The sequence below is a fragment of the Streptomyces sp. H51 genome (genome assembly GCF_035656535.1).
Taxonomy (GTDB): domain Bacteria; phylum Actinomycetota; class Actinomycetes; order Streptomycetales; family Streptomycetaceae; genus Streptomyces.
The window spans coordinates 136,493-162,370 of sequence record NZ_JAYMHD010000048.1 but is presented as its reverse complement, the minus strand read 5'-3'; the positions used below and the strand labels follow the sequence as shown (position 1 = coordinate 162,370).

Below are 25,878 nucleotides of genomic sequence, written 5' to 3'. Positions count from 1 at the left end.
CGGCCGACGGTTTCCAGCGGATTCCAAGCCGGCTTGCGGATCATGGGCGCGTCGCGGAACAGCAGCGACATCACATGTCCCGGAACCATCCATGCCCACCGGGTCGTCCAGTCAACCGAGTCCGGACGATCTACGGAAAGTCCATGAAATCCATTCGAACGACGAGGACTTCGGTCCTCACGGGGGAGTCATCCATGCGCGTCCGACGCGTTCCCGTCATCGCTGTGGCCGCCATCGGCGCGGCCCTGCTCACCGGCTGCCAGCCCAACGACGTCGAGGCCGACCCCAGCCTCACCGCGGGTGCTTCGCCGGCCGCGTCCAAGCCGTCGGACGACCGGTCGCCCGCGCCCGACGCGCCCCCGTCCCAGGACGGCTCTCCCTCCTCGGCACGGCGCGTCGTCGACGCGCCGCGGGCGGGCGGTCTGCCCAAGGCGACCGGCAAGGCGCAGCTCACGGATGTCCCCGTCGATCCCGGTGACGTGCGCGACAACATGAACATGGTGGAGCAGAAGTACCTGCGCAAGGACTCGCAGGGCCGGCAGGCGAACGTGCTCGTCGTCGCCGTGGACAACGTCCCGGAGGACACCAGCAAGCGCCGGGAGTACCTGTTCCGGGGCATGCTGGACTACCTCAAGTGGGAGGGCACCCCGCCGCAGGCCCAGCCGATCAGCACCACCGACCCGCTCGGCGGCTCGGTGGAGTGCATGCTGGCCTCCTTCGTCGAGGACGGCGACGTCGTCTGCGGCTGGGCCGACGACACGACCGCCGGCGTGGTCCACTTCCCCAACAGCACCGTTCCCGAGGCCGAGAAGCTGATCGTCGCGATGCGCGCCGACCTGGAGAAGTGAAGCGCCACGGCTGAACGCCAGGGCTGAGAGGCGGCCCGCACCGGTACGGTTCCGGCCGGTGCGGACCGCCTCAGGTGTCCCCCGCGCCGCGTTCCGCGCCGCTGCCTCCGGCTCCCAGAGGTCTCCGCGCTCCCCGCGCTCCCCGCCGTACGGTCCGCGCCCCGAGGGAGCCGGCCCCTCCGGCGGCGTGTGATTGACTGATCCGCATGGCTCCCGCCTCCCCATCCGCCCGATCGGCCGCGGCCGCCGATCCGGTCACCGCCACTCGGCCCCGCAACCGCAAGCAGCTCATCGTCGACGCGGCCGGGCGGGTCTTCAGCGAGCGCGGCTACCACAAGGCGTCCATGGAGGAGGTCGCGTCCGGTGTGGGTATCACCGCGGCCGCTCTGTACCGGCATTTCCCGAACAAGTACGCGCTGTTCGCCGAGTGCGCCCACGTCATGGCGGACAGGCTGGTCGCCGCGCTCGACGAGGTGCCGCCCGGGGCGGCCCTGCCGGACGTGCTCACCGCCGTGGCCCGGGTCACCATCGCCCAGCGCGCGTCGGGCGGCGTGTACCGGTGGGAGGCCCGCTACCTCAACCGCGAGGACCGCCGACGCCTCGGGGTGACGTTCGGCCGCCTCGTCGAGCGGGTCGACGAGGCGGTGCAGCGCGAGTACCCACTGCCCGACGAGCGCCTGCGGGCCATGGCGGCCCTCGGCGCGATCGGGTCCATCACGATGCACCACACCTCCATCGCCCAGCGCCGGGCCGAGGACCTGCTGCTGGCATCCGCGCTGCGGGTGGCCGCGACCGATCCGTCGGCGGGCCGGCCGGGCGCGCACCCCGTCGAGCTGCCCGCCCGGCCCGTGCCGCGCACCCGGCGTTCGGAGATACTCGCGGCGGCCATCCCGCTGTTCGCCCGGGACGGATTCGCCAACGTCACGAACGGACAGATCGCGGAGGCGGTGGGGCTGACCCCGTCCGCGCTCTACCGCCACTACCCGGGCAAGATCGACATCCTGGCGGCGGCATGCCTCCAGGCGGCGGGACTGCTGGCCCAGGGGGTGGAGCGGAGTCTGCGCGAGGTGACCGACCCGCACGACGCCGTCGTCGCGCTGGCGGCGACGTACGTGGCCTACAGCTTCGAGTACACCGAGCTGAACAGCGTCGCCGAGGCCGAGGTCGCCGGCCTGCCGGACGACCTGCGGCGGCCGCTGGTCCTCGCGCAGCGCGAACACATCGCCGTGTGGGAGCAGCAGTTGCGGCTGGCCCGTCCCGAGCTGGACCCGAGCCGGGCCCGGGTGCTGGTGCACGCGGGGTTCGGCGTGGTGGTCGAGGCGGGACGCAGACTGCGGTGGCGGGACAGCGCTGACCATCGTGCGGCCGTGACCGCGCTGGTCGTGGGCGCCCTGGGGCTGTGAACGGCGCCCGCCCCCGGCCCGGCTGCCGTGGGGCGGGCAGCGGCGGTGTCGGACCGGCGGCTCAGTCCGGCCGGTTCCCGGTGGGGATCGTGATCGGGGTGCTGGTCCCGGAGCTGCCCCTGTTGAGGAACAGCATGGCCAGGGCGCGCACGAACTGGTCGACCATGTAGAAGGTGGCGGGCACGACCGGCGACAGCCCCTCACGGAACAGGATGTACGCCGGCCACGCGGTGCGGACCAGGGCCGCCGCCGCGTAGTCGCGCTTCAGTCCCAGCCAGTCCCCGACCTCGTCGCTGAGGACGTAGCGCACGAACTCGTTCAGGAAGCCGCGCGTGACGCCGAGGTCGATCTGTGCGGTCAGGCCGAGCAGGTCCTCGGCCAGTTCGATGCCCTCGGTCGTCGGGGTGAGGATCGGGGTGAGCACCTGCGCCGACTGCTTGTCGGCCTCCGCCCACGTCTGCGGGATGTACTCGTCCGGCACGCCGAGCAGGTGGATGGCGACCTGCCAGGAGTGCAGGAACGCCTCCTGGTCCGCGGCCGGGAACGGGACCTTCCACTCGAGCAGCTTCCGGTGCACGTAGGTGCCCAGGCTGTGGAAGGTGACCAGGATGTCGGCGGCGCTGATCGGGACGGACTGGTCGGCGACCGCCCGCCAGTGCGGCGACTGCGGCAGCAGGTGCCGCACCGCGGCGTGCACCACGCGCGTCTTGTTGGCGGTGACGACGAACTGTCCGGTCGGCTCGAAGGCTCCCAGCTGGGACAGGTCGTATCCGAAGGTGAACGTCTTGGCCGCGCGGTCCTGCATGTCGGCGCCGCCCGCGGACCAGTAGACGCTCCTGGCCTCGCGCGGGATCACGGTGCTCATGATCCCGCTGCCGAGGCCGTACAGCATGAAGAGGTACGTGTCCCGGCGCCGGTTGAAGTCGGCGGCACGGGTCAGCTTGGCCCGGTCGGCCCAGGAGGGCAGCTTGTCGACCTGACCGAGGTATGCGGCGAACTCGGCGGGCAGGCCGCCGGGCAGCGGGTCGTTGTTGTTCACCCACGACGCCCAGGCGGTGTTGATCGCCGGAACGTGTCCGTTGTCGAGCATCGACGCCATCAGCGGGTCCGCCAGGTCGTCCCAGATCCACTGCGGACCGGTTCCGGCAGCGGCGTCCGCCGTCGCCGAGCCTGCCGACGCCCACGCCGGGGCGGAGCTCGCCACGCCCACCAGGCCGAGTGCGGCACCGAGCGACAGAAGCCTTCGCCTACTGAGGTTCTCCATTGACTTACCTGCTTCCCTGATGGGCCAGAGGATTTCAAGTGCCGCCGCTGACTGGCGAATTGCGCGACTGGTGCATGACGAACGTCGCCTCACTGATGTGATTTCTGATTAACATAGCGAGGCGCGTTGCCGTCGGCAATGGTTCGGCACAGCCCACCCTCACAGCGGTCTCACGCCGCTGCGGCGCAGCAGGTTCGACGAAGCGTCGGTCCTGGGCGGTGGCGGGCCACGGGGCCCGCCACGCCCCTCACACCACGGCGTCCCCCGCCGCCACCTCCGCCTGCCCGTCCACCCGCTCGAACTGCGTCCGGTACAGCTCCGCGTACCGCCCGCCCGCCGCCAGCAGTTCCTCGTGGGTGCCGCGTTCCACGACGCGGCCGTCCTCGACGACCAGGATGAGGTCCGCCGACCGGACGGTGGACAGCCGGTGGGCGATGACCACCGCCGTCCTGCCCTCCAGCGCCTCGGTGAGCGCCTCCTGGACGGCGGCCTCCGAGGTGTTGTCCAGGTGCGCGGTGGCCTCGTCCAGGACCACGACGCGCTGACGGGCCAGCAGCAGCCGGGCGATGGTCATGCGCTGGCGCTCGCCGCCGGAGAGCCGGTAGCCGCGTTCGCCGACGACGGTGTCGAGGCCGTCGGGCAGGGACCGTACGAGGTCGTCGAGGCGGGCGCGGCGCAGCGCGTCCCACAGTTCGGGCTCGGCCGCCCCGGGGCGGGCCAGCAGCAGGTTGGCGCGGACGGTGTCGTGGAAGAGGTGGCCGTCCTGGGTGACCATGCCGAGGGTGGCCCGCAGGGAGGCGGCGCTCAGCTCGCGGACGTCGACGCCGCCGATGCGCACGGCGCCCTCGTCGACGTCGTACAGGCGCGGCAGCAGGGCGGCGATGGTGGACTTGCCCGCCCCGGAGGAGCCGACGAGCGCGACGGTCTGTCCGGGCTCGGCGCGGAAGGAGACGCCGTGCAGGACCTCGGCGCCGCCCCGGGTGTCCAGGGACGCCACCTCCTCCAGGGAGGCCAGGGAGACCTTGTCGGCCGACGGGTAGGCGAAGCGGACGTCGTCGAACTCGACGGCGACCGGGCCCTCGGGGACGGCGCGCGCGTCGGGCCGCTCCTCGATGAGCGGCTTCAGGTCCAGCACCTCGAAGACGCGCTCGAAGCTGACGAGGGCGCTCATCACCTCCACCCGGGCGCCGGCCAGCGCGGTCAGCGGCGCGTACATGCGGGTCAGCAGCAGCGCCAGCGACACCACGGCGCCCGGCTCCAGGCTGCCGCGCAGGGCGAACCAGCCGCCGAGGCCGTACACGAGGGCGAGGGCCAGGGAGGAGACGAGGGTCAGCGCCGTCATGAAGACCGACTGGGCCGTGGCGGTGCGCACGCCGATGTCCGCGACCCGGCGGGCCCGCTCGGCGAACTCCCGCGACTCCTCGTCCGGGCGCCCGAACAGTTTGACCAGCGTGGCGCCGGGCGCCGAGAAGCGCTCGGTCATACGGGTGCCCATCGCCGCGTTCAGCGTCGCCGCCTCGCGCTGCATGCGGGCCATCCGGCTGCCCATCCGCCGGGCCGGGACGACGAACACCGGCAGCAGCACCAGCGCGAGCAGCGTGATCTGCCAGGAGAGGGTGAGCATCACGGCGAGCGTGAGCACCAGCGTGACCACGTTGCTCACCACGCCCGACAGCGTGTTGCTGAACGCCCGCTGCGCGCCGATCACGTCGTTGTTGAGCCGGGAGACCAGCGCGCCCGTACGGGTACGGGTGAAGAACGCGACCGGCATCCGCTGCACGTGATCGAACACGGCCGTCCGCAGATCGAGGATCAGGCCCTCCCCGAGCGTCGACGACAGCCGGCGGCCGAGGACGCCGAGCGCCGCCTCGGCGAGCGCGATGAGCGCGATGAGCAGGGCCAGGCGTACGACCGTGCCCTCGTCGCCGCCCGACACGATCGCGTTCACCACGCGCCCGGCCAGCACGGGGGTGGCGACGGCGAGCAGCGCCGTCACGACTCCGAGCAGTACGAACAGCGCGATGCGGGCGCGGTGCGGGCGGGCGAACGCGCCGATACGGCGCAGCGTGGCACGCGCGAGGGGCCGACGCTCCTGCTGGGCGTTCATGACACTGTGCAGCTGTGTCCACGCCGTGGTCTCCATGCTCATGGGAGAGAAGGTAGAACCTCGATCGTTGTCGAGGTCAACACTCCCCCCGCTTCGTCCCCCGCTCCGCCCCCTCGCACCGTCCCCTCGCCGAAGGACCCCATGGCTCCGTCTCCCCACCCGCTGCCCGTCCGTAAGCAGCCGTCCGCGATCCCGCAACCCGCGGTTGGCGGTGAGCGGGCACCCTCGTCCGATGTGACCGCGGTACACCTCCCCGAAGCACCGCTCGACCAGGGACGCCTCCCCCAAGACCGTCTCCCCCAAGGACGGCCCTCCCGAGGACGTCTCCCCCGGCGGGTCCCGGTCCGCCGGATCCTGTGCCTGGTGCCGTTGCTGCTGGTCACCGTCGTCGCCGTACGGCACCACGGGGTCCTGGCCGACGGCTTCTCCCGGCTGCGCGCGGCGGAGTGGCCGTGGCTGCTGGCCGCGAGCGGCGCGACCTGTCTGACCTGGGTGGCGGCCGCCTTCACCCGGCAGGGCGCGGTCGTGGAGCGGCTGCCCCGACGGCGGCTGCTCGCCGCCCAGTTCGCCGCGGGCGCGGCCAACCACCTGCTGCCCACCGGCCTCGGCGCGAGCGCGGTCAACCTGCGCTTCATGACCGTCTGCGGGATCCCGCTCGCCCGCTCCTCCGCCGCGCTCGCGCTGTACCTGCTGGCGGAGTCGGTCACCCGGCTCGCCCTGCTGGCCGGCCTGCTGCTCGCCTTCCCGGGCGCGCTGCGCCTCGGCCCCCTGCTCCCGCACGACGCGATGGGCCCCCTGCTGTACGCGGCCGGCGCGGTGGTGACCGCGGCCGCGGCGGTCCTGGCGGGGGTACGGCGGCTGCGGACGGCCGTGGCGTCCTTCCTGCGCACCGCGCTGGGCGAACTGCGCTCGGTGCACGCCCGCCCGTCCCGCGCCCTCGCCCTGTGGGGCGGCGCGCTCGCCTTCCCCGCGCTGCAGGCGGCCGGGCTGGCCCTGGTCGGCCGCGCGCTGGAACTGCCGGTGCCCGCCGTGCACACGGCGGTGGCGTACCTCGCGGCGACCGTCGCGGTGGCCCTGGTGCCGACGCCGGGCGGGGTGGGCTCGGTGGAGGCCGCGCTGGTGCTGGCGCTGGTCGCGGCGGGCGGCCCGGCCGCCGTGGCCACGGCGGTCGTCGTCGCCTACCGCGTCATCACCGTCTGGCTGCCGCTGCTGCCCGGGGCGCTGACGTTGGGCGCGCTGGTGCGCATGAAGGTCATCTGACGTCCCCGCACACCACCGCGCGGTCTCGGGCCTAGGCGAACCGCCCTGCCGGATACGGCAGGATGAGGGGTCGCACATCCCGAGACCGAGCAGGTGGCAACAACGTGACGACACTTCACATCCGGCCTTCCGCGGCGGCGCCCGCCGCAGAACCGCTCCCCGGAGGTGACCGGTGACCCGAACGCTCACCGTGCTGACCCGGACGCTCACCGTCGACGACCTGGTCCTCGCCGGAATCGCGCTGGCCGCAGGCCTGTTGGCGGCCTTCCTGCTGCGCATGCTGATGCGCTGGCTGGGCAAGCACGCCGACCGGACCCGCTGGAGCGGCGACGACGTCATCGTGGACGCGCTGCGCACGGTGGTGCCGTGGTCGGCGATCGTCGGCGGGGCGGCCGCCGCGGGCGGGGTGCTGCCGCTGACGAAGGCGGTCCAGCACCACCTCAACCAGGTCCTGACCGTGATCCTCATCTTCGTCGTGACGCTGACGGCGGCCCGGGTCATCGCCGGTCTGGTGCGGACGGTCACCCAGTCCCGCTCCGGCGTCGCCGGATCCGCGACGATCTTCGTCAACATCACCCGGGTGCTGGTGCTGGCGATCGGCTTCCTGGTGGTGCTGCAGACGCTGGGCATCTCCATAGCGCCGATGCTCACCGCACTGGGCGTGGGCGGTCTGGCGGTCGCGCTGGCGCTGCAGGACACCCTCGCCAACCTCTTCGCGGGCATCCACATCCTCGCCTCCAAGACCGTGCAGCCCGGCGACTACATCCGGCTCAGCAGCGGCGAGGAGGGGTACGTCGTCGACATCAACTGGCGTCAGACGACCGTCCGTCAGCTCTCCAACAACCTGGTGGTCATCCCCAACGGCCAGCTGGCGAAGACGAACATGACCAACTTCACCCGCCCCGAGCAGCAGTTGACGATCCTGGTGCAGGTGGGCGTCGCCTACGACAGCGACCTCGACCACGTCGAGCGGGTGACCAACGAGGTCATCGCCGAGGTGATGACCGAGATCGCCGGCGCCGTCCCCGAGCACGAGCCGACGATCCGGTTCCACACCTTCGGCGACTCCCGGATCGGCTTCACGGTCATCCTGGGCGTGGGCGAGTTCAGCGACCAGTACCGGATCAAGCACGAGTTCATCAAGCGGCTGCACCGGCGCTACCGGGCCGAGGGCATCAGCATCCCGGCGCCGGCGCGCACGGTGGCGTTGCAGCATGGCTCGGTGGCGATCCCGCAGCAGCGCGTCCACACGGAGGCGGGCGACGTGAACGCCGCCCGCCTCGAGTAGGCCGGCCGGGTCAGCGGCTCCGGCGGCTCACAGGGTCGCCGAGTTCTCGTGGCGGTGCCCGCCCCTGCGGCTGTGCGGGGCGACGAGGGACGAGCCCACCGGGTTGACCGTCCAGTCCGGGTGGCCGTGCATCCGCGGCGTCTTCGTGCCGTACAGCCACTCCCGCAGGAAGCCGGACACGTCCTGGCCCGACACCTCCGAGGCGACGGCGATGTAGTCCTCCGTCGTCGCCGCGGAGTTGCGGTGGCGGTCGAGGAAGGCGCGTTCCAGGGCGTCGAAGGCGTCCTCGCCGACCAGTCGGCGCAGGGCGTACAGGACCAGGACGCCGCCCAGGTAGCGCTGGCTGTCGAACAGGTTGACCGCGTTCGGCGCGGCCACCGGGCCGGAGTCGGCGCGCCACTGGTCGCCGCGGGCGTAGGTGTCCTTCATGCGGGCCTCGAGGCTGGTCAGCCCGAGGGAGTCGGCCCAGCCGCGCTCGTAGCGATACAGCAGCCCGTAGAAGTCGGCGTGGCCCTCGTTCAGCCACAGGTCGGCCCAGGTGGCGGGCGAGACGCTGTTGCCGAAGTAGGAGTGGACCAGCTCGTGCATCATGTGCGAGCCGATCTTCCTCTCCTCCTGGAGCAGGAAGTTCGGCTTGTACAGGGTGAGGGTCTGGGTCTCCAGGCCGGTGAAGCCGAAGGCGTTCGGGGCGTCGGTGTTCGCGGGCAGCAGACCGTACGTCTCGAACGGGTAGGCGCCCAGCCGCGCCTCCAGCCAGCCCACCAGGTCCGGGGTCAGCGCCAGCGCCGGTTCCAGGGCGGCGGCGCGGGCGGCCGGCACGACGTCGCGCAGCGGCAGCCCGTGCGGGCCCCGGCGGTCCTTGACGAGGTAGTCGCCGACCGTGATCTGCACCAGTTCGGTGGCCATCGGCCCGCGGGAGCGGTACGTGTACGCCGTCCGGCCGCCGGAGAGCGTCTCCACGCCGGTGAGCAGGCCGTTCGCCACGCCGCGCAGGCCGTCCGGGACCGTGATGCGGACGGTGAAGCGGGCCTTGTCCGAGGGGTGGTCGTTGCACGGGAAGACGGTGTGCGCCGAGTCCGGCTGCGGGCAGACGGCGAAGCCGTCGGGGGTGCCGACCCAGGCCGTGTGCGACAGGGTGCGGCCGGGGTCGGCCGTGTAGTCGACGCGGACCGCCGCCCCGCTGCCCGCGCGGGCAGCGGGGCGGCGGGCGTGACGCGCAGCTTCTCGCCCGCCTGCTCGAAGGCGGCGGCGTCGCCGTCGACGCGGACGGCGTGTATGTCCAGGCCGAGGGCGTCCAGGGAGAGCCGGGTCAGGGCCCGGGTGGTGCGGACGCGTAAGGTCGCGGTGGCCTCGACGAGCCTGGTCGTGGCGTCGTAGGCGAGGTCGAGGCGGTAGTGGGAGACGCGGTGGCCGTCGTTGCCGAGGGCGGGGAAGACGGTGTCGTCGAGGGTTCCGGGGCCCGGGGTCGCGGTGTCGTCGAGGGTTCCGGGGGCCGGGGTGGCGGCCTCCGCCGCCTGCGCCGACGCGCCGACGGTCAGTGCCGTGGCGGTGCCGAGCAGGGCGGCCGGGCCCGTCACTCTGGTGCGATATCTCATGGTCGGCTTTCGTTCGGGCGGCCGGGTGGTCGGTTCCGGCCGCGTCGACGATCAGATGCACGATCTCTTTCCAGGACCCCGCGAGCGGCCTCTCGGTTGCGCCCGGGCGGACGTCTGCGGGCGCGTGGCCCGAACGTCGGCCGGGTGGCGTGAAAAGTGACCGAGGGCCGCTGTCGAGGAGGCCCCCCTCACGAGATATCTTGATGTCGAGCAATGTTGCAGACGTGGAGCGGAGCACCCGGTGACTGACTCGACCATCATCTATACGCACACTGACGAGGCCCCGGCCCTGGCGACGTATTCCTTCCTGCCGGTGGTCCAGGCCTACGCCTCGCAGGCGGGTGTCGCCGTGGAGACCCGCGACATCTCGCTGGCCGGACGCATCATCGCCGTGTTCCCGGAGTACCTGACCGAGGACCAGCGCATCCCGGACGCCCTGCACGAGCTGGGCGAGCTGGCCAAGAAGCCCGAGGCCAACATCGTCAAGCTGCCGAACGTCTCGGCGTCGATCCCGCAGCTGCGGGCCGCGATCGCGGAGCTGCAGGGCAAGGGCTACGCGCTGCCGGACTACCCGGACGACCCGAAGACCGACGAGGAGCGGGAGATCCAGGCCCGCTACGACAAGATCAAGGGCTCCGCCGTCAACCCGGTCCTGCGTGAGGGCAACTCCGACCGCCGCGCTCCCGCCTCGGTCAAGAACTACGCCAAGACCCACCCGCACCGCATGGGCGCCTGGTCGGCGGAGTCCAGGACGAACGTCGCCACCATGGGTGAGAACGACTTCTGCTCCACCGAGAAGTCCGCGGTGATCTCCGAGGCCGGTTCGCTGCGCATCGAGCTGGTCGGCGACGACGGCACGACCACCGTGCTGCGCGAGTCCGTACCCGTGCTCGAAGGCGAGGTCGTCGACGCCTCCGTGATGCGCGTCGCCGCGCTGCGCGAGTTCCTCACCGCGCAGGTCGCCCGCGCCAAGCAGGAGGGCGTCCTGTTCTCGGTGCACCTGAAGGCGACGATGATGAAGGTCTCCGACCCGATCATCTTCGGTCACGTGGTGCGGGCCTTCTTCCCGAAGACGTTCGCGAAGTACGGCGAGACGCTCGCCGCGGCCGGCCTGACCCCGAACGACGGCCTGGGCGGCATCCTCAAGGGCCTTCAGGCCCTGCCCGAGGGCGCCGAGATCAAGGCCTCCTTCGACGCCGAGATCGCCGAGGGCCCGGAACTCGCGATGGTCGACTCCGACAAGGGCATCACCAACCTGCACGTGCCGTCCGACGTGATCGTGGACGCCTCCATGCCGGCCATGATCCGCACCTCCGGCCACATGTGGGGCCCGGACGGCCAGGAGCACGACACCCTCGCGGTCCTGCCGGACTCCTCCTACTCCGGCGTCTACCAGGCCGTGATCGACGACTGCCGCGCCCACGGCGCCTACGACCCGTCGACCATGGGCTCGGTGCCCAACGTCGGCCTGATGGCGCAGAAGGCCGAGGAGTACGGCTCCCACGACAAGACCTTCGAGATCCCCACCACGGGCACGGTCCGCCTGGTCGACGGCAACGGCGACGTCGTCCTGGAGCAGACCGTCTCCGCCGGCGACATCTTCCGCGCCTGCCAGACCAAGGACGCCCCGATCCGGGACTGGGTCAAGCTGGCCGTCACCCGCGCCCGCGCCACCGGCGACCCGGCGGTGTTCTGGCTGGACGAGAACCGCGCCCACGACGCCAACCTGATCGCCAAGGTCAACCAGTACCTCCCGGAGCACGACACCGAGGGCCTGGACATCCGCGTCCTGAACCCGGTCGAGGCGACCAAGCTGTCGGTGCAGCGCATCCGCCGCGGCGAGAACACCATCTCCGTGACCGGCAACGTGCTGCGCGACTACCTGACCGACCTGTTCCCGATCCTGGAGCTGGGCACCAGCGCCAAGATGCTGTCGGTCGTCCCGCTGATGGCGGGCGGCGGCCTGTTCGAGACGGGCGCCGGCGGTTCCGCGCCCAAGCACGTCCAGCAGCTGGTCAAGGAGAACTACCTGCGCTGGGACTCCCTCGGCGAGTTCTTCGCCCTGGTGCCGTCCCTCGAGCAGTACGCCGACTTCACCGGCAACGCCCGCGCGAAGGTACTCGCCGACACCCTCGACCGGGCCACGGCGACCTTCCTCGACGAGGACAAGTCCCCGACCCGTCGCGTCGGCGGCATCGACAACCGCGGCAGCCACTTCTACCTGTCCCTGTACTGGGCGCAGGAGCTGGCCGGGCAGACCGAGGACGCCGACCTGGCCAAGGCCTTCGCGCCGCTGGCCGAGACGCTCGCCGCGAACGAGCAGCGCATCGTCGACGAGCTGATCGCCGTCCAGGGCGAGCCGGCCGACATCGGCGGCTACTACCAGCCGGACCCGGCCAAGGCCTCCGCGGTCATGCGCCCGTCCGCCACCTGGAACGAGGCGCTGGCGACCCTGAGCTGACGCCCGACGGACCCTGACCTCCAGGGTCCCCGCCCCACCTCCGCCCCGGCCGGCCCACCACCGCCTGCCGGGGCGGAGCCGTCACCGGGCAGAGCCGTCACCGGTCCCACAGCCGGTGCGGCCGGCGCGGCCCGCGACGGCGACCTCCCCGCGCCGCATCATCGGCTCCAGCGGCTCCCGCTTCTCCAGCGCCGGGGTCAGCTCCCCCGGGTCCCACGACGACAGTCGTGGCACGAGGCCGGGCACCGGTTCCGACCGCGGTCTTCCGCCGCCCGGCGTGACGGGCGTGTGCCGTTCATGAAATTCACATGTCAGCGGCGGCTCCGGGCTGGTCCGCGGTGGGCGCGTGTGTTTCCCTCGTCGCATGACCGTGCTCGTGAGCCGCCGCCACGTCGACCACGGGCGCGTGACGACCACGGGCTGTCGCGCCGTGAGCTGACGCTCCGCCCCGGCCCGTACATCTCCCCCGCTCGTCCCGCCCTCCGGCGTGCCCTGCCCCGTACCCGTGCCCGGCCGCAGCCGTGTCCGGCCGCCCCCGTACCCGTCAGGGCGCGGATCCCGGTCCGCGTCCCGCCGGCACCCAGCACCCAGCACCCAGCACCCAGCACCCAGCACCCAGCACCAGGAGTCATCCATCATGAGCCAGCCCTCCACCGAGTCCGGAGCCCCGGCCTGGTCGTTCGAGACCAAGCAGATCCACGCCGGGGCCGTGCCGGACCCGGCGACCGGCGCCCGGGCCACGCCGATCTACCAGACGTCCTCGTTCGTCTTCCGGGACACCGGGCACGCCGCCGATCTGTTCTCGCTCGCCGAGCCCGGCAACATCTACACCCGCATCCACAACCCCACCCAGGACGTCTTCGAGCAGCGGATCGCCGCCCTGGAGGGCGGTGTCGCCGCGGTGGCGCTGGCGTCGGGGCAGGCCGCGGAGACCCTGGCGATCCTCACCGTGGCCGGCGCCGGCGACCACATCGTCTCCAGCGCCTCGCTGTACGGCGGGACCTACAACCTCCTGCGGCACACGCTGCCCAGGTTCGGCATCGAGGTGTCCTTCGTCGAGGACCCGGACGACGTCGAGGCCTGGCGGGCGGCGATCCGGCCGGACACCAAGGCGCTGTTCGCGGAGACGCTCGGCAATCCGCGCGGCAACGTGCTCGACGTACGGGCGGTCGCGGACGTCGCCCACGCGGCGGGCGTGCCGCTGATCGTGGACAACACGGTGCCGACGCCGTACCTGCTGCGGCCGATCGAGCACGGCGCGGACGTCGTGGTGCACTCGGCGACCAAGTTCCTCGGCGGGCACGGCACCACCATCGCGGGCGTGGTCGTGGACGGCGGCACCTTCGACTTCGGGGCGCACCCCGAGCGGTTCCCCGACTTCTCCGAGCCCGACCCCAGCTACCACGGGCTGCGGTACTGGCCGGCGCTCGGCCCGGGCGCGTTCGCGGTCAAGCTGCGGGTGCAGCTGCTGCGCGATCTGGGTCCGGCCCTGTCGCCGCACTCCGCCTTCCTGCTGTTGCAGGGCGTGGAGACGCTGAGCCTGCGCATCGAACGGCACTCCGCGAACGCCCTGGCGCTCGCCGAATGGCTGGAGCAGCGCGACGAGGTCGCCGCCGTCCACTATCCGGGCCTGGCGTCCAGCCGCTGGCACGAGGCGGCACGGACCTACCTGCCGCGCGGTGCGGGCGCGGTGGTCTCCTTCGAGCTGCGGGACGGCGTGGAGGCGGGCAAGCGGTTCGTGGACGCGGTGCGGCTGTTCAGCCACCTCGCCAACATCGGCGACGTGCGCAGCCTGATCATCCACCCGGCGTCCACGACGCACAGCCAGCTCGACGAGGAGCAGCTCGCGGCCACCGGGGCCGCACCTGGCCTGGTGCGCCTGTCGGTCGGCATCGAGAACCTCGAGGACCTCAAGGCCGACCTGGATGCCGGTTTCCGCGCGGCCAAGGGCGCGTCCTGAACGCCGTCCCCGCGGGCCCGCGTCCCACGGTCCCTCTCCCGCCGGCCACCGGGGCCTGGCGGGCGGGGGACCCGCCGGGGCGGCGCCGGTGGCACGTCCTGGACGGGCCGCTGCCGCTGGAGGCCGGCGGTGAACTGCCGGGCGCACGGCTCGCGTTCGAGACGTGGGGGCGGCCGGCCCCGGACCGCTCGAACGCCGTGCTGGTGCTGCACGCGCTCACCGGCGACAGTCACGTCGCCGGTCCGGCCGGCCCCGGCCATCCGACCCCGGGCTGGTGGGAGGGGCTGGTCGGGCCGGGCCTGCCGCTCGACACCGACCGGTTCTTCGTCGTCGCCCCGAACGTGCTGGGCGGCTGCCAGGGCAGTACCGGACCGGCCTCGCCGCGTCCCGACGGGCGGCGCAGCTGGGGCGGGGCCTTCCCGTTCCTGACCCAGCGCGACCAGGTCGCCGCCGAGGCCGCGCTGGCCGACGCGCTCGGCGTCGAGCGGTGGGCGCTGGTCGTCGGCGGCTCGATGGGCGGGATGCGGGCCGTGGAGTGGGCGGTCACGCACCCGGAGCGCACCGGCGCGCTGCTGCTGCTCGCCACGGCGGCGGCGGCGAGCGCGGAGCAGATCGCCTGGGCCGGAGTCCAGCTGCACGCCGTCCGGGCCGACCCGCACTGGCAGGGCGGCGACTACCACGACACCGGGCGCGGCCCGCACGCCGGGCTCGGCCTCGCGCGTCGCCTCGCCCACGTCACCTACCGCAGCGAGCCCGAGCTCCAGCTCCGCTTCGGCCGTACGCCGCAGGGCGCCGAGGACCCGTTCGGCGGCGGCCGGTACCAGGTCGAGTCGTACCTCGACCACCATGCCGCCAAGCTGGTACGGCGGTTCGACGCGGGCAGCTACGTGGTGCTGACGCAGGCCATGAACGCGCACGACGTCGGGCGCGGCCGCGGCGGCGTGCGGGCCGCGCTGCGCCGGGTCACCGCCCGCACGCTGGTGGCGGGCGTCGACTCCGACCGGCTCTACCCGCTCACCCAGCAGGCCGAGTTGGCGGCCCACATCCCGTCCGCGGACCGGCTGAGGGTGATCGAGTCGCCGTACGGGCACGACGGGTTCCTGATCGAGACGGATCAGGTCGCCGCGCTGGTGCGGGAGTTGACGGAGGAGGGCTGAGCGGTCGCGCGGTCACCAGTCTCGGGTGGCGATCAGCTCCTCCACGTCGGCGCCGGTGAAACCGTAGGCGTGGGCGACGAAGCGGAAATCGCGGGCTGTCTCCTCCCGGGCCACGGTCTCGATCTCGCTGCCGGCCGCCTCGAAGTCGGCCTGCAGGGTGTTGAACTCCTCGGTGGCCGCGTGGGTCAGGGCGTACAGCGCGGCGAGGCCGGCCGGCCGCTCGGCCTCGATGCGTTCGCACAGGGCCAGCAGCACCGCTCTGCCGCGGTCCACCACGTGGTCGGGGAAGTAGTCGTCCCGGTACAGCGCCGCCAGGAACGGGTGCGCGGTCACCTGCTGGTTGTCGATGGGCATGCGGTTCCCCCCCGTGCTCGGCTCGTCGGACCGCTTGTCGGTCCCGTGTGGCACCTTGATCATGCACCACGCCACTGACAACGCCCCGGAGCAGCCCATGCCGCACCCCGCCGCCCCGTCCTTCGAGCTTCTGCCCGGCGCGGACGGCTCCCCCGTGATCCTGCACGTGCCGCACTCGGCGCGGGCGATACCGGCCGACGCGCGCGCCGGCATCGTGCTGGACGACGCGGCGCTGGAGCGGGAGCTCGACCACATCACGGACGCGCACACCGCGGAGCTGGCCGGCGCGGCGGCCGAACTGGCCGGGGTGACTCCCTGGCGGTTCGTCAACCGGCTGTCCCGGCTGGTCGTCGACCCGGAGCGGTTCCCGGACGAACGGGAGGAGATGCTGTCGGTCGGGATGGGGGCGGTGTACACCCGGACCACGCACCGGGCGCCGCTGCGGTCCGCGGACACCGACCCGGAGCCGCTGATCGAGCGGTACTTCCGGCCGTACGCACAGGCGATGACGGACGCGGTGGCGGACCGGCTGGCCGTCACCGGCCGGGCACTGATCATCGACGTGCACTCCTACCCCGGCGCGCCGCTCCCCTACGAGCTGCACGGTACGGGACCCCGGCCGCCGGTGTGCCTCGGCACCGACCCCTTCCACACCCCGCCGGGACTGCTCGCCGCGGCGCGCGAGGCGTTCGCCGGGTGCGGGGAGACGGGGCTGGACAGTCCGTTCAGCGGCGCGTACGTGCCGCTGGAGTTCTACGCGAAGGAGCCCCGGGTCGGGGCGCTGATGGTGGAGATCCGCCGGGACACGTACATGAGCGAGCCGGGCGGCCCGGCCGGGCACGGGCTCAGCCGGCTGGCGTCGGCGCTGGCCGCGCTGGTGGACGCGGTGACCGCCTGAGCCCGGCCGGGCACGGGCCCGCCGCGGGCGGCGAGGGACCGCGGACCCCGCCGCTCACCGGCGGGGTCGGCGAGTCGCCGGGTGACGTGCGTCAGGCCGTCAGCCAGTCGGTGACGATCACGCCCTCGCCGGTGCGCAGCTTCAGCGCGAACGGGCCGGCCGGCGCCTCCTGGGACGTGAAGCGGCCCATGGCGTCCGCCGTCAGCGGCGCGCCCCCGTGCGGTCCGCCGAGGACCTCGATGCGGGCCGACTGCGGCGGCAGCACCTGTCCCATCAGCCCGTGTCCGGTCAGTTCGACGTCGACGGTGACGCCGCCCGCCTCGAAGGTCAGCATCCGAGGTGTGTCCGTGGCTCCTCTGACGGGGAGCGCGTGGACCACCGAGTCGAAGGTCAGCTCGGCGACGCGGGCCTCCAGGTCGTGCAGCGCGAAGGCCTCCACGGCGAGCTGCCGCAGCTGGGCCGGGACCGGGTCCAGGACGGCCGCGGCCTGGCGGAGCTCCTCCTCCAGCAGGTCGTCGGCGAACTCGTCACCGTCCGGGCCGCCGTCGAGACCGCTGTCGTCGAGACCGCTGTCGTCGAAGAAACCGCCGTCGAAGAGGCCGTCGCCGTTCGTGCCGTTCTTGTCGCTCATACCGCACCCCGTGCCTCGAGTCGTGCCCGCAGGCGCCGCAGACAGCGCTGGCGCAGCGGTCCGATGCTGCCCACGGCGATGCCCAGGGCGGCGGACACCTCCTGGTAGCTGGGCGGCGGCGAGGCCATCAGCAGGCGCAGCAACTGCCGGCACCGCTCGCCGAGTTCCTCGAACTCCTGCCACAGGTGCCGGATGCGCTCGGTCTCGGCGGCCGCGTCCTCCGAGTCCAGCAGCGACTGTTCGGGCGTACGGTCCTCGCTGACCCGGTCGAGCAGCTGGGGGTCGTCCGTCACGGTCAGCCGCTTGAGGCTCTTGAGCACCTTCAGGCTCTCGTGGCGGGCGGTGCTCGCCAGCCACGACCCCGCCTTGTCGGGTTCGCGGATGCGTCCCAGGTGCTGGGCGAAGCGGAACCACACGGTCTGGTACACCTCGTGGGCGTCGGCGTCGGAGAGCCGGTGCGCGCGCACGACGGACCACACCAGCGGGCTCAGCCCTTCCACCAACGCTTTCCAGGCCGCCGCGTCACCGTCGACGGCTGACCGGACGAGCGCGCCGACATCTGCACGGTCCACGGCCCCACCCCTCGTGTACGGCAAGACATCGTACGCCGTGGAGGGGGCGGTTCCGGACCTCATGCCCCACCGGCCTGCTGCGTGAGCGCGGTCGGGCGCCAGGTGGCGGGGAGCAGCGCGGGCACGTGCGCGCCGCGCACCTCCGCGTACGCGTCGTTCACGGCGAGGAGTTGCTTGCGGGCCGCCCGCGCGTCGGTCTGCCCGCCGGCCGTCATGCAGGCGGCGACCAGACCTGCCGCCACCGGGGTGGCGAAGGAGGTGCCGCTCCAGTTGGCGAGGCCCTCGAAGACCACCTGGTCCGCCTTGCCGGAGGCGGGGTCGCCGCTCTCGCTGAGCACTCCGGTGTGGGGCGGGTACTGGCAGGTGCAGGCGTACGTGAAGCCGTAGCGGCAGGCGTCGTAGGTGGTGTGCTGGTACACGTACGGCACGGGCGCGTCGAAGCCGGTCAGCGCGCTGGTGAGCCGCTCGCCGGGGGCGTAGACGTTGACCCAGGGGCCGTAGTTGGTGAAGCAGGCGCCGTACTCGCCGTCGGCGCGCAGCGCTCCCACGGACAGGACGACGTCCTGGTAGTCGGGCAGGGACGCGTAGGCGGCGGGCCAGAAGGGGGAGGCGCTGGAGTTGTTGCCGGCGGCCGCGACCAGCAGGGTGCGCTGGGTGCGCAGTTCCTGCATGAAGCTCTCCACGCCGAGCAGGCCGTCGGTGCGGCCGTTGGAGGTGCCGGCGGACAGGCTCAGCACGTCCGGCCAGCCGCCGCGGTCGACGGCGTCGAAGAGGCGCTCGCCGAACTCGGACTCCAGCACGGCGCCGGCGTCGTTGAGGGTGTTGCGCACGGTGACGTCGGTGTTGGGCGCGACGGCCGCGACCAGGCCGGCGATGAACGTGCCGTGGCCGACGTACTGCAGGAGGTTGCCGTCGCCGTCGGTCTCGGTGCCGTGCAGGTCGCCCTGGACGCGGGCGAGCAACGGGAGGGACGCGTAGTCGTGCGTGAGGCCGTTGTCGACGACGAGGACGCGGACGGCGGTGGCCGGGTCGTGGACGCCCTGCGCGGGGGCCGGGTTGGGGCCCTCGGTGAGCGGCACGGGCACGGGCTCGTCGCCGGGGCAGGAGTTCACCGCGATCGACACCACGTGGTTGCGGCTGACCAGCCGGCGTCCGGCGCGGCCCTCGTGCTCGCGCAGGGCGCGCAGGGCGTGCGCCACGGCCCGGTCGGCCCGCCGGTCGCCCTGGCCGGGGTCGCCGACCTGGATGCGGGTGATGCCGGAGCGGTTGGTCTCCGGACCCGCTCTTCGCACATGGTCGGCGGTCAGCTCCGGCGCCGCGGTGAAGTGGCTGCGCACGGCGTCCTCGACGACCCGTGCCTCCTCGCCGTCGCGGGCGAGGACGACGCCCTTCTCGTAGAGGAACTCGGCGGAGTCGTCAGGTCCCATCGCCAGCGGGACGTCCGGCATGGAGCGCTGGATCTGGTGGAACTGCTCGTGGAATCGCTGAGGGGCCATGTGCGTGTCCTCCGGTTGAGGCGGCGTTCGTCAGTCAGAGCGGCGGAGTCGGTGATTGATACAGCACCGAACCTGTGTAAACGGCAACAAGCCACTACCATCCGTGGGGTGACAGCGGGAAGCGAGTCGGTTCTCGAACTATTGCCGATGGTGTTCGCGGCCCCCAACGAGGCTCTGGCACGGGCGCAGGACGTGCTGGACTCCGGTCCCTCACCCTGGTCCGCCTCGGTCGCCCACCAGGTGATCGGCATCTGGCAGCGGGACTGGGGCGATCTCAGGCTCGCCCTGCACCATCTGCGCCGCGGCCGCGATCTCGCGGCGCGCTCGGGGTCGGCCGACCGGGAGGCGGACGTGCTGGCCGCGCTGGGCGTCGCGCTGGTGCACGCCGGCCGCACCCGGCAGGGCCTGGAGGCGCTGGAGCGGGGCGTCGCGGTCAGCAGCGGGCACACACGCGCCCGCGTGCTGTTCCGGCGGGCCTACGCGGCGTGGGTGCTGGGGCGCCATCGGGAGGCGCTGGAGGACGTGCGCCGGTCGATCCCGGTGCTGCGGCAGGCCGACGACGTCATCTGGACGGCGCGGGCGCTGACCCTGCGCGCCACCGTGCACCTCGCGGTCGGCGCGGTGGACCGGGCGGACGCCGACTTCACCGCCGCGGAGGCGCTGTGGGACACCACCGGCCAGGAGCACGACAAGGCCGACGTGGTGGAGAGCCGGGGGCTGGCCGCGTTCCGGGCCGGCGACGTGCCGGCCGCGCTGCGGCTGTTCGACGAGGCCGCGGAACGCTACGACAAGCTCGGCACGCCCAGTTTCATGCTCTACATCCGGCGCTGCGAGGTGCTGATGGCCGCCGGGCTCGCCTCGGAGGCGCTGGCCGAGGCGGACGCGGCCATCGGGACGCTCGACGGCATCGGCGGGCAGTCGACGCGCAAGGCGGAGCTGCTGCTGGTCGCGGCGCACGCGGCGCGCGTAGCGGGCGATCCGCACACCGCGATAGCGCGCGCGGCGCTGGCCGTGCGGCTGTTCGCCGGCCAGCGGCGCACCTGGTGGGAGACGCATGCCCGGCTGGTGATGCTGGAGGCGCGGGTGGCGGCCGGGCGCCGGTCGGGACGGCTGGTCGGGGACGCCGCCGCGGTGGCCGAGCGGCTCGCCGCCCTCGGCGCGCCGGCCGCGTCGGCGGCGTCGCTGCTGGCCGGGCGGATCGCGCTCGCCCTGGGCTGGACCGCGGACGCCGAGCGGCATCTGGCGGTCGCCGCCCGCAGCCGGCACAGCGGGCCGCCGCTCGCCCGGATCACCGGCTGGGCCGCGCAGGCGCTGCGCGCCCGGGCCGCGGGGTCGGGCCGGGGCGTGCTGGAGGCGTGCAGGCGTGGTCTGGACGTGCTCGACGACCACCGGATGACGCTGGGCGCCTCGGAGCTGCGGGCGCGTGCCACCGCGCAGGGCGCCGAGCTGGCCGCGCTGGCCCAGCAGGTCAGCCTGGAGTCCGGCGGGCCGCGGCGGCTGCTGACGTGGAGTGAGCGCTGGCGGGCCACCGTGCTGTCGGCGCCGCCCACCCGTCCGCCGGCCGACCCGGTGCTGCAGAGCAGGCTGACCGCGTTCCGGGAGATCGCCGCCCGCGCCGAGGCGGCCCGCACGGAGGGGCGGCCGGTGCCGGTCCTGGAGCGGGAACAGCGCCGTCTGGAGCGGGAGATCCGGTCCCGGACGCTGCACATGCGCGGGGACGCGCCGGGCGCCGAGGAACGCTTCGACGTCGGCCGGCTGCTCGGGCGGCTGGGCGGGACGCGGCTGGTGGAGCTCGCCGTGCTGGACGGGCGGGTGCAGGTGCTGTTGTGCGGGGACGGGCGGGTCCGCCGGTTCGAGGCGGGGCTGATCGCCGAGGCGGAGGTGGAGGCCGAGCACGTACAGGCCGGGCTGCGGCGGCTCGCCCACCCGGGTGCGGACGCCCGGCTTCCGGTGGTGGAGGCCGCGGGCCGCCGCCTGGAGGAGCTGCTGCTGGGGCCGGCCGCCGCGCGGCTGGGGTCCGGGCCGGTCGTGGTGGTGCCGCCGGGCCGGCTGCACCGGGTGCCGTGGGCGCTGCTGCCGTCGCTGCGGGACCGGGTGCTCAGCGTGTCGCCGTCGGCGAGCAGCTGGCTGCGCGCCCGGGAGACCGAGCCGCCGCCGGGCGGCCGGCACGTGCTGGTGCGCGGGCCGGGCCTGGCCAGCGGCGGGGCGGAGGTGCCGGAGCTGGCCGACCGGTACGGCGGGGCGACGCTGCTGGAGCACGACGACGCGCGCGTGCCGCGGGTGCTGGAGGAGCTCGACGGCGCCGCGCTGGCCCACATCGCGGCGCACGGCACCTTCCGCGCCGACAGCCCGCTGTTCTCGTCGCTGCGGATGGCCGACGGGCCCATCGTCGTGCACGACTTCGAACGCCTGGACCGCAGCCCGTACCGGATCATCCTGTCCTGCTGCGACACCGCCCGGTTCGCCTCGGTGGGGGCGGACGAGCTGCTCGGCCTGGTCACCGCGCTGCTGCCGCTGGGCACGGCGGGCGTGGTGGCGAGCAGCGCGCCCGTCAACGACGAGGCGGTGGTGTCGTTGATGCTCGCCCTGCACAAGGGCCTGAGCGGCGGCCTGTCCCTGGCGGAGGCGCTGCGCGACGCGCGGGCCGCGCTGCCGGGGGACGCGCTGCACCAGGCGACGGGGTGGGCGTTCACCGCGTTCGGAGCGGCCTGAGCGGCCCGTCTCCGCCACCCGCGCCGACGCGGGTGGCGGCCTGACCCCTCCCCCGATCACGGGGGTCAGACCGCCGGCTCGGGGGCGGTTCAGGCGGACCGCGCGTCCGGCAGGTCCACCAGCCACGGCAGCGCTCCGCGGTCGCTGGCGCCGAGCCGGGCGTAGGCGCTGTAGAGGTGGTTGCCGACGGTGCGGACCGACAGCGTCAGCCGTTCCGCGATCTGGCGGTTGCTCAGGCCCGCGGCGGCGAGGGCGACGATCTGCCGCTGGCGGGCGGTCAGTTCGCCCAGGACGAGGCCGGACAGGGCGGGGGTGCGGGCGCCCTGGCAGCGGTGGGCCAGGGCGACGGCGCGGGTGCGCGAGGTGCGGGCGGCCCTCGGGTCGCGGTGTGCCGCCACGGCCTGGGCGCGCGCCTCGGCGGCGAACAGCAGGAAACCTGCCGCCTCCAGTTCCTCGGCGGCCCGGTCCAGGCCGGGCCCGTCGCCGCGTGCGAGGGCGTCGGCGTGCCGCGCGAACACGCTGTCCGCCGGAAGCCGGCCGCCGCCCTTCTCCGGCGCGCCGAGGCGGACGGCGTCGTAGCGGACGGCGTCATGACGGACGGCGTCATGGCGTGCGCGTGCCCCGCCCGCCGGACCGGCGCCGTACCCGCGTTCCCCGGCATCGGCGGCATGAGCGAGGTCGGCGGCGTCGGCGGCGTCGGCGTCGGCGTCGGCGGCATGAGCGAGGTCGGCGGCGTGGGCGGTGAGGTCGGCGGCGTCGGCTGCGTGGGCGAGGTCGGCCAGCGTCGTCAGCGCCCCGTCGACGTCACCGCGGGCCGCGGCCAGCCATGCCGCCGCGGCGGCGAGGTCCGGCCGCCCGTCCACGGCCTCCTGGGCGGTGGCCGTGTCCCCGGTCTGCGCGGCGGCCAGGGCGAGTTCGGCGCGGCACTCCGCGTCGTCCGGGGCGGTGCGCAGCCCCTCCCGCGCCCAGGCCGCCGCCTCCCGCAGTTCCCCGCGCAGCCGCGCGTACCGCGCGCGTACGGCCGCGTACCCGGCCGGCACCGGGGCGCCCTCCTGCGCCAGCCACTCCCCCACGGGCGTCGGCGTGCCCCGCACGTCGGCCCGCTCGATCCGCCGGACCAGCGCGGTCTCCTCGGTCTTGAGGGCCGTGCCGCAGTCGTCCGGGGTGCGGGCCAGCCGCCTCGCCCGCAGCCTGCCGGCCGCGGCCCGCAGCACCGGGCCGTGCAGGGGGTGGGCGAGGCGGACGGCGCCCCGGTCGTCGACGTGGATCAGGCCGTCGCTCTCGAGCGGTTCGAGGACCCGCGGGTCGAGGTCGTCGATGTGCGGGGCGAGCGGCTCGTCGAAGGCGAGGCGTTCGAGGGTCTCGCGCTCCTGCGGGCCGGGACGCTCCAGGACCCGCGCGGCGCGGGCGCGGACGGTCGCCGTCAGCGGCAGCGGGCCCCGCATCGCCCAGGCCCCGGCGTCGGCGCCGGCGGACGGCAGCCGGCGCAGCAGTCCGCGTTCGCGCGCGGCGTCGACCAGGTCGCGCAGCAGCCGCAGGTCGCCCCGGCACAGGCGGTGCAGCCGGTTCAGGGTGAGCGGTTCCAGTCCCCCGTCGACGGCCGAGGCGAGGAGCTGTTCGGTGTCCTGGCGGGGCAGCGGTTCGAGGGCGAGGCGGGGCAGCAGCTCGTCGGTCCACAGCCGGGCGACGGCGCCGGGCACCGGGGCGTCGTCGGCCGCGGCGACGACCAGACGGGTGCGGCCGTGCACGGCGAGCTGGTGCACGAGGGCGGCCGAGGAATCGTCGAGCAGATGGGCGTCGTCGACCAGCAGCAGCCGGGTCCCGGACAGCAGTTGGACGGCGCGGTGCAGGGAGACCTGCTCGGGCAGCAGGTGGGTGAACGCGGCGAAGGGGATGTGCCGGGTCCCGGGCGTGCCGGCCGCGCGGGCCCGGTCGCCGCCCCGTACGGCCTCGGTGATCAGGCGGGTCCTGCCACAGCCCGTCGGGCCGGTCACCACGATGCCCGGCCGGCCGCCGGACAGGGACCGGCGGATCAGTTCGAGTTCGTCCTCACGTCCGGTGAACGGCCAGGGCAGTGCGAGGGTCTTCGCGTCGCGTTCGAAAGTCGTCACGGAAGTATGAGCATCCTTACTCATGCCTGATACAGGGTGACTTGAGTAGCCCCCGACTCAGGTGCCCGTGGGCCCGGCCACGGCAGGCTGTGCGCATGGCCGGACGCTACTGCTCCCTCACGCAGCAGTCGGCCCCCGCATTCGCGCCGGGGCTGACCGCCGAGCGGCGTGGTGCGCTCGTCGGCGGCAGCCGGATGTGGGTCAACGGCACGGTTCTGCACTACTGCTTCCTCGACCGTGACACCGACGTCTCCGTCATCCCGGTACCGGGGACCGGGCAGTCGCGGCGGGTGTCGTGGGTCGGCTCCGAGGAGCAGCGGGACGTGGTGCGCGAGTGCTTCGGGGAGTGGCAGGGCCTGGGGATCGGGGTGCGGTTCGTCGAGGTCGGCGACCGTTCGGAGGCGGAGTTGCGCATCGGGTTCCAGTCCGGCGACGGCTCCTGGTCCGCCGTGGGCAGGGACGCGCTGCTGGCCGGCGTGAACGACCGCACGATGAACTTCGGCTGGGACCTGACCGCGCCCGGGGAGCGCGGGACGGCCCTGCACGAGATCGGGCACGCGCTCGGGATGCTGCACGAGCACCAGAGCCCGTACGCGGGTCTGTTGTGGGACGACGAGGCGGTCTACGCCGACCTGGCGGGTCCGCCGAACCACTGGAGCCGGGACACCACGTTCTTCAACGTCCTGCGCAAGCTGGACCGGGACGAGGCGAACGCCGTTGTCTGGGACCCGCAGTCGGTGATGGAGTTCGCCTTCCCGCCGGGGCTGATCCTGGAGCCCGAGCAGTTCCGCGGCGGCCTGCACCCGCCGGGTACGCTCTCGCCGGCCGACAAGGAGTTCGTGCTGCGCTGGTACCCGCCGGCCGGCCCGGCCTCCGTCCCGCCGCCGGCGCTGGTGCCCTTCCGGTCCGTGCCGCTCGGCCTCCAGCCGGGTGAGCAGGCCGACTTCGTCGTCGAGCCGCCGGAGACCCGCGACTACACCGTGGGGACGTTCGGGGACAGCGACACGGTCGTCGTGGTCTTCGAGGAGCGGGACGGGGAACCCCGCTACCTGGCCGGCCACGACGACGGGGGGACCCCGCACAACGCCACCATCAGGGCCCGGTTCGTCAAGGGCCGCCGCTACTTCGTCCGCGTGCGTCTGTACTCCGCCTGGGGACCGGGACAGACAGCGGTCATGTGCTGGTGACAGCACTGATCCGCGGCACGCGGGCGGCCGGACCACTGTCCGGCGCCGGGGGAGGGGCCCCGGACGCCACCTTCGGGGGAGGGTGACGTCCGGGGCCACGCCACGTCGTCGGTGGCCGTCGCCGGTGGACCACGGCGGCACGGCAGGGCTTCGCAGGGGTACGGCCCCCGCGCGACGGGCCGGGCGGCACGGGGAGTGCGGGCGCGGGGTGCGGGATGCGGGTGCGGGATGCGGGTGCGGGACGGTCAGGCGGCGGGCTGCCGGTCCTGGCTGTGGAGGTGGCAGCGGGCGGTCGGGCGTCCGGGTCGACTTCGGGGTGCGTGAACCGCACGGGCTCGCCCAGCGACCGGGCGTAGCTTCTGGGACGGAGTCGTACGACGAGGGGATCCTCGCGCACGCGGGGCTCGATCCCCGCTGCTGCCCCGACACCGGTTCCTCCTGGTGGTGTGGTCCAAGGGGTGCCTGCGGAGACGAGAACACCTGAGTGATGCCGGACCGGTCATCGTGTTCCGTGGCAGCACCGCATCGCGGTACTGATGCGGTGAAGCTTTTCGGGAGAGCGTTCCAGGGGCTC

General features: G+C 73.7%; 18 protein-coding genes and 1 pseudogene. 10 read left to right on the top strand and 9 right to left on the bottom strand.

The genetic code is table 11. The features are described 5' to 3' along the window. The first annotated feature begins 194 nt into the window (after window positions 1-194). Both VKA29_RS14300 and VKA29_RS14295 read left to right on the top strand, forming a co-directional pair. Window positions 195-848, top strand: coding sequence for a hypothetical protein (locus VKA29_RS14300; RefSeq protein WP_324785890.1), 654 nt, complete (start codon window positions 195-197; stop codon window positions 846-848). A 206-nt stretch (window positions 849-1,054) separates the two neighbouring features. Next, window positions 1,055-2,251, top strand: coding sequence for a TetR/AcrR family transcriptional regulator (locus tag VKA29_RS14295; protein ID WP_324785889.1), 1,197 nt, complete (start codon window positions 1,055-1,057; stop codon window positions 2,249-2,251). A gap of 61 nt (window positions 2,252-2,312) precedes the next feature. Here VKA29_RS14295 and VKA29_RS14290 read toward each other — a convergent pair whose 3' ends face one another. Together VKA29_RS14290 and VKA29_RS14285 are read right to left on the bottom strand one after the other, a co-directional pair. Beyond that, entirely contained in the window at window positions 2,313-3,515 is a 1,203-nt protein-coding gene (locus VKA29_RS14290; protein WP_324785888.1) for an oxygenase MpaB family protein, read from the bottom strand. A gap of 247 nt (window positions 3,516-3,762) precedes the next feature. Next, window positions 3,763-5,658, bottom strand: coding sequence for an ABC transporter ATP-binding protein (locus tag VKA29_RS14285; RefSeq protein WP_324786083.1), 1,896 nt, complete (start codon window positions 5,656-5,658; stop codon window positions 3,763-3,765). Between the two features lie 324 nt (window positions 5,659-5,982). On the opposite strand from VKA29_RS14285, the gene VKA29_RS14280 reads away from it, so the two are divergent. Beyond that, complete coding sequence (locus tag VKA29_RS14280) at window positions 5,983-6,882, top strand: lysylphosphatidylglycerol synthase domain-containing protein (RefSeq protein WP_324786081.1); 900 nt, start codon at window positions 5,983-5,985, stop codon at window positions 6,880-6,882. 193 nt (window positions 6,883-7,075) lie between these two features. After that, on the top strand, window positions 7,076-8,170 hold the full coding sequence (locus VKA29_RS14275; protein ID WP_324786080.1) for a mechanosensitive ion channel family protein: 1,095 nt from the start codon (window positions 7,076-7,078) through the stop codon (window positions 8,168-8,170). 27 nt (window positions 8,171-8,197) lie between these two features. Here VKA29_RS14275 and VKA29_RS14270 read toward each other — a convergent pair. Beyond that, a pseudogene (locus VKA29_RS14270) lies at window positions 8,198-9,765 on the bottom strand (M1 family metallopeptidase). 241 nt (window positions 9,766-10,006) lie between these two features. Here VKA29_RS14270 and VKA29_RS14265 point away from each other — a divergent pair. Next, window positions 10,007-12,226 carry an NADP-dependent isocitrate dehydrogenase gene (locus VKA29_RS14265; protein ID WP_324785887.1) on the top strand — a complete coding sequence of 740 codons (2,220 nt, stop codon included), beginning with the start codon at window positions 10,007-10,009 and terminating at the stop codon, window positions 12,224-12,226. 81 nt (window positions 12,227-12,307) lie between these two features. On the opposite strand, the gene VKA29_RS14260 is transcribed toward VKA29_RS14265, so the two are convergent. Further along, window positions 12,308-12,460 carry a hypothetical protein gene (locus VKA29_RS14260; RefSeq protein ID WP_324785885.1) on the bottom strand — a complete coding sequence of 51 codons (153 nt, stop codon included), beginning with the start codon at window positions 12,458-12,460 and terminating at the stop codon, window positions 12,308-12,310. 403 nt (window positions 12,461-12,863) lie between these two features. Between VKA29_RS14260 and VKA29_RS14255 the strand changes: the two genes are divergently transcribed. Together VKA29_RS14255 and metX are read left to right on the top strand one after the other, a co-directional pair. Then, on the top strand, window positions 12,864-14,186 hold the full coding sequence (locus tag VKA29_RS14255) for a bifunctional o-acetylhomoserine/o-acetylserine sulfhydrylase (protein WP_324785883.1): 1,323 nt from the start codon (window positions 12,864-12,866) through the stop codon (window positions 14,184-14,186). Continuing rightward, on the top strand, window positions 14,183-15,343 hold the full coding sequence (gene metX, locus VKA29_RS14250) for a homoserine O-acetyltransferase MetX (protein WP_324786079.1): 1,161 nt from the start codon (window positions 14,183-14,185) through the stop codon (window positions 15,341-15,343). The genes VKA29_RS14255 and metX overlap by 4 nt, the downstream gene beginning before the upstream one ends. A 12-nt stretch (window positions 15,344-15,355) precedes the next feature. On the opposite strand, the gene VKA29_RS14245 is transcribed toward metX, so the two are convergent. Beyond that, window positions 15,356-15,697, bottom strand: coding sequence for a DUF5713 family protein (locus VKA29_RS14245; protein WP_324785881.1), 342 nt, complete (start codon window positions 15,695-15,697; stop codon window positions 15,356-15,358). Between the two features lie 61 nt (window positions 15,698-15,758). Between VKA29_RS14245 and VKA29_RS14240 the strand changes: the two genes are divergently transcribed. Further along, entirely contained in the window at window positions 15,759-16,595 is an 837-nt protein-coding gene (locus VKA29_RS14240; RefSeq protein ID WP_324785879.1) for an N-formylglutamate amidohydrolase, read from the top strand. Window positions 16,596-16,686: 91 nt separating this feature from the next. Here VKA29_RS14240 and VKA29_RS14235 read toward each other — a convergent pair whose 3' ends face one another. Genes VKA29_RS14235 through VKA29_RS14225 form a run of 3 tightly spaced genes read right to left on the bottom strand, consistent with a single transcriptional unit; the run spans window position 16,687 to window position 19,294 of the window. After that, the gene (locus tag VKA29_RS14235; RefSeq protein ID WP_324785878.1) at window positions 16,687-17,226 is read right to left on the bottom strand and encodes a hypothetical protein; all 540 of its coding nucleotides are present in this window, start codon (window positions 17,224-17,226) and stop codon (window positions 16,687-16,689) included. After that, a complete protein-coding gene (locus VKA29_RS14230; RefSeq protein WP_324785876.1) occupies window positions 17,223-17,798 on the bottom strand; it encodes a sigma-70 family RNA polymerase sigma factor in 576 nt (191 codons plus the stop codon). Before VKA29_RS14230 ends, VKA29_RS14235 begins: the two co-directional genes overlap by 4 nt. A gap of 59 nt (window positions 17,799-17,857) precedes the next feature. Next, window positions 17,858-19,294, bottom strand: coding sequence for a S8/S53 family peptidase (locus VKA29_RS14225; RefSeq protein WP_324785873.1), 1,437 nt, complete (start codon window positions 19,292-19,294; stop codon window positions 17,858-17,860). Between the two features lie 147 nt (window positions 19,295-19,441). Between VKA29_RS14225 and VKA29_RS14220 the strand changes: the two genes are divergently transcribed. After that, window positions 19,442-22,006: a CHAT domain-containing protein gene (locus VKA29_RS14220; RefSeq protein ID WP_324786078.1), complete on the top strand. Its 2,565-nt coding sequence runs from the start codon at window positions 19,442-19,444 to the stop codon at window positions 22,004-22,006. Between the two features lie 89 nt (window positions 22,007-22,095). On the opposite strand, the gene VKA29_RS14215 is transcribed toward VKA29_RS14220, so the two are convergent. Next, entirely contained in the window at window positions 22,096-24,141 is a 2,046-nt protein-coding gene (locus VKA29_RS14215; RefSeq protein WP_324785872.1) for a LuxR C-terminal-related transcriptional regulator, read from the bottom strand. 71 nt (window positions 24,142-24,212) lie between these two features. Here VKA29_RS14215 and VKA29_RS14210 point away from each other — a divergent pair, with 71 nt between their 5' ends. Then, window positions 24,213-25,304 carry a M12 family metallopeptidase gene (locus VKA29_RS14210; protein WP_324785871.1) on the top strand — a complete coding sequence of 364 codons (1,092 nt, stop codon included), beginning with the start codon at window positions 24,213-24,215 and terminating at the stop codon, window positions 25,302-25,304. Window positions 25,305-25,878 lie beyond the last annotated feature (574 nt).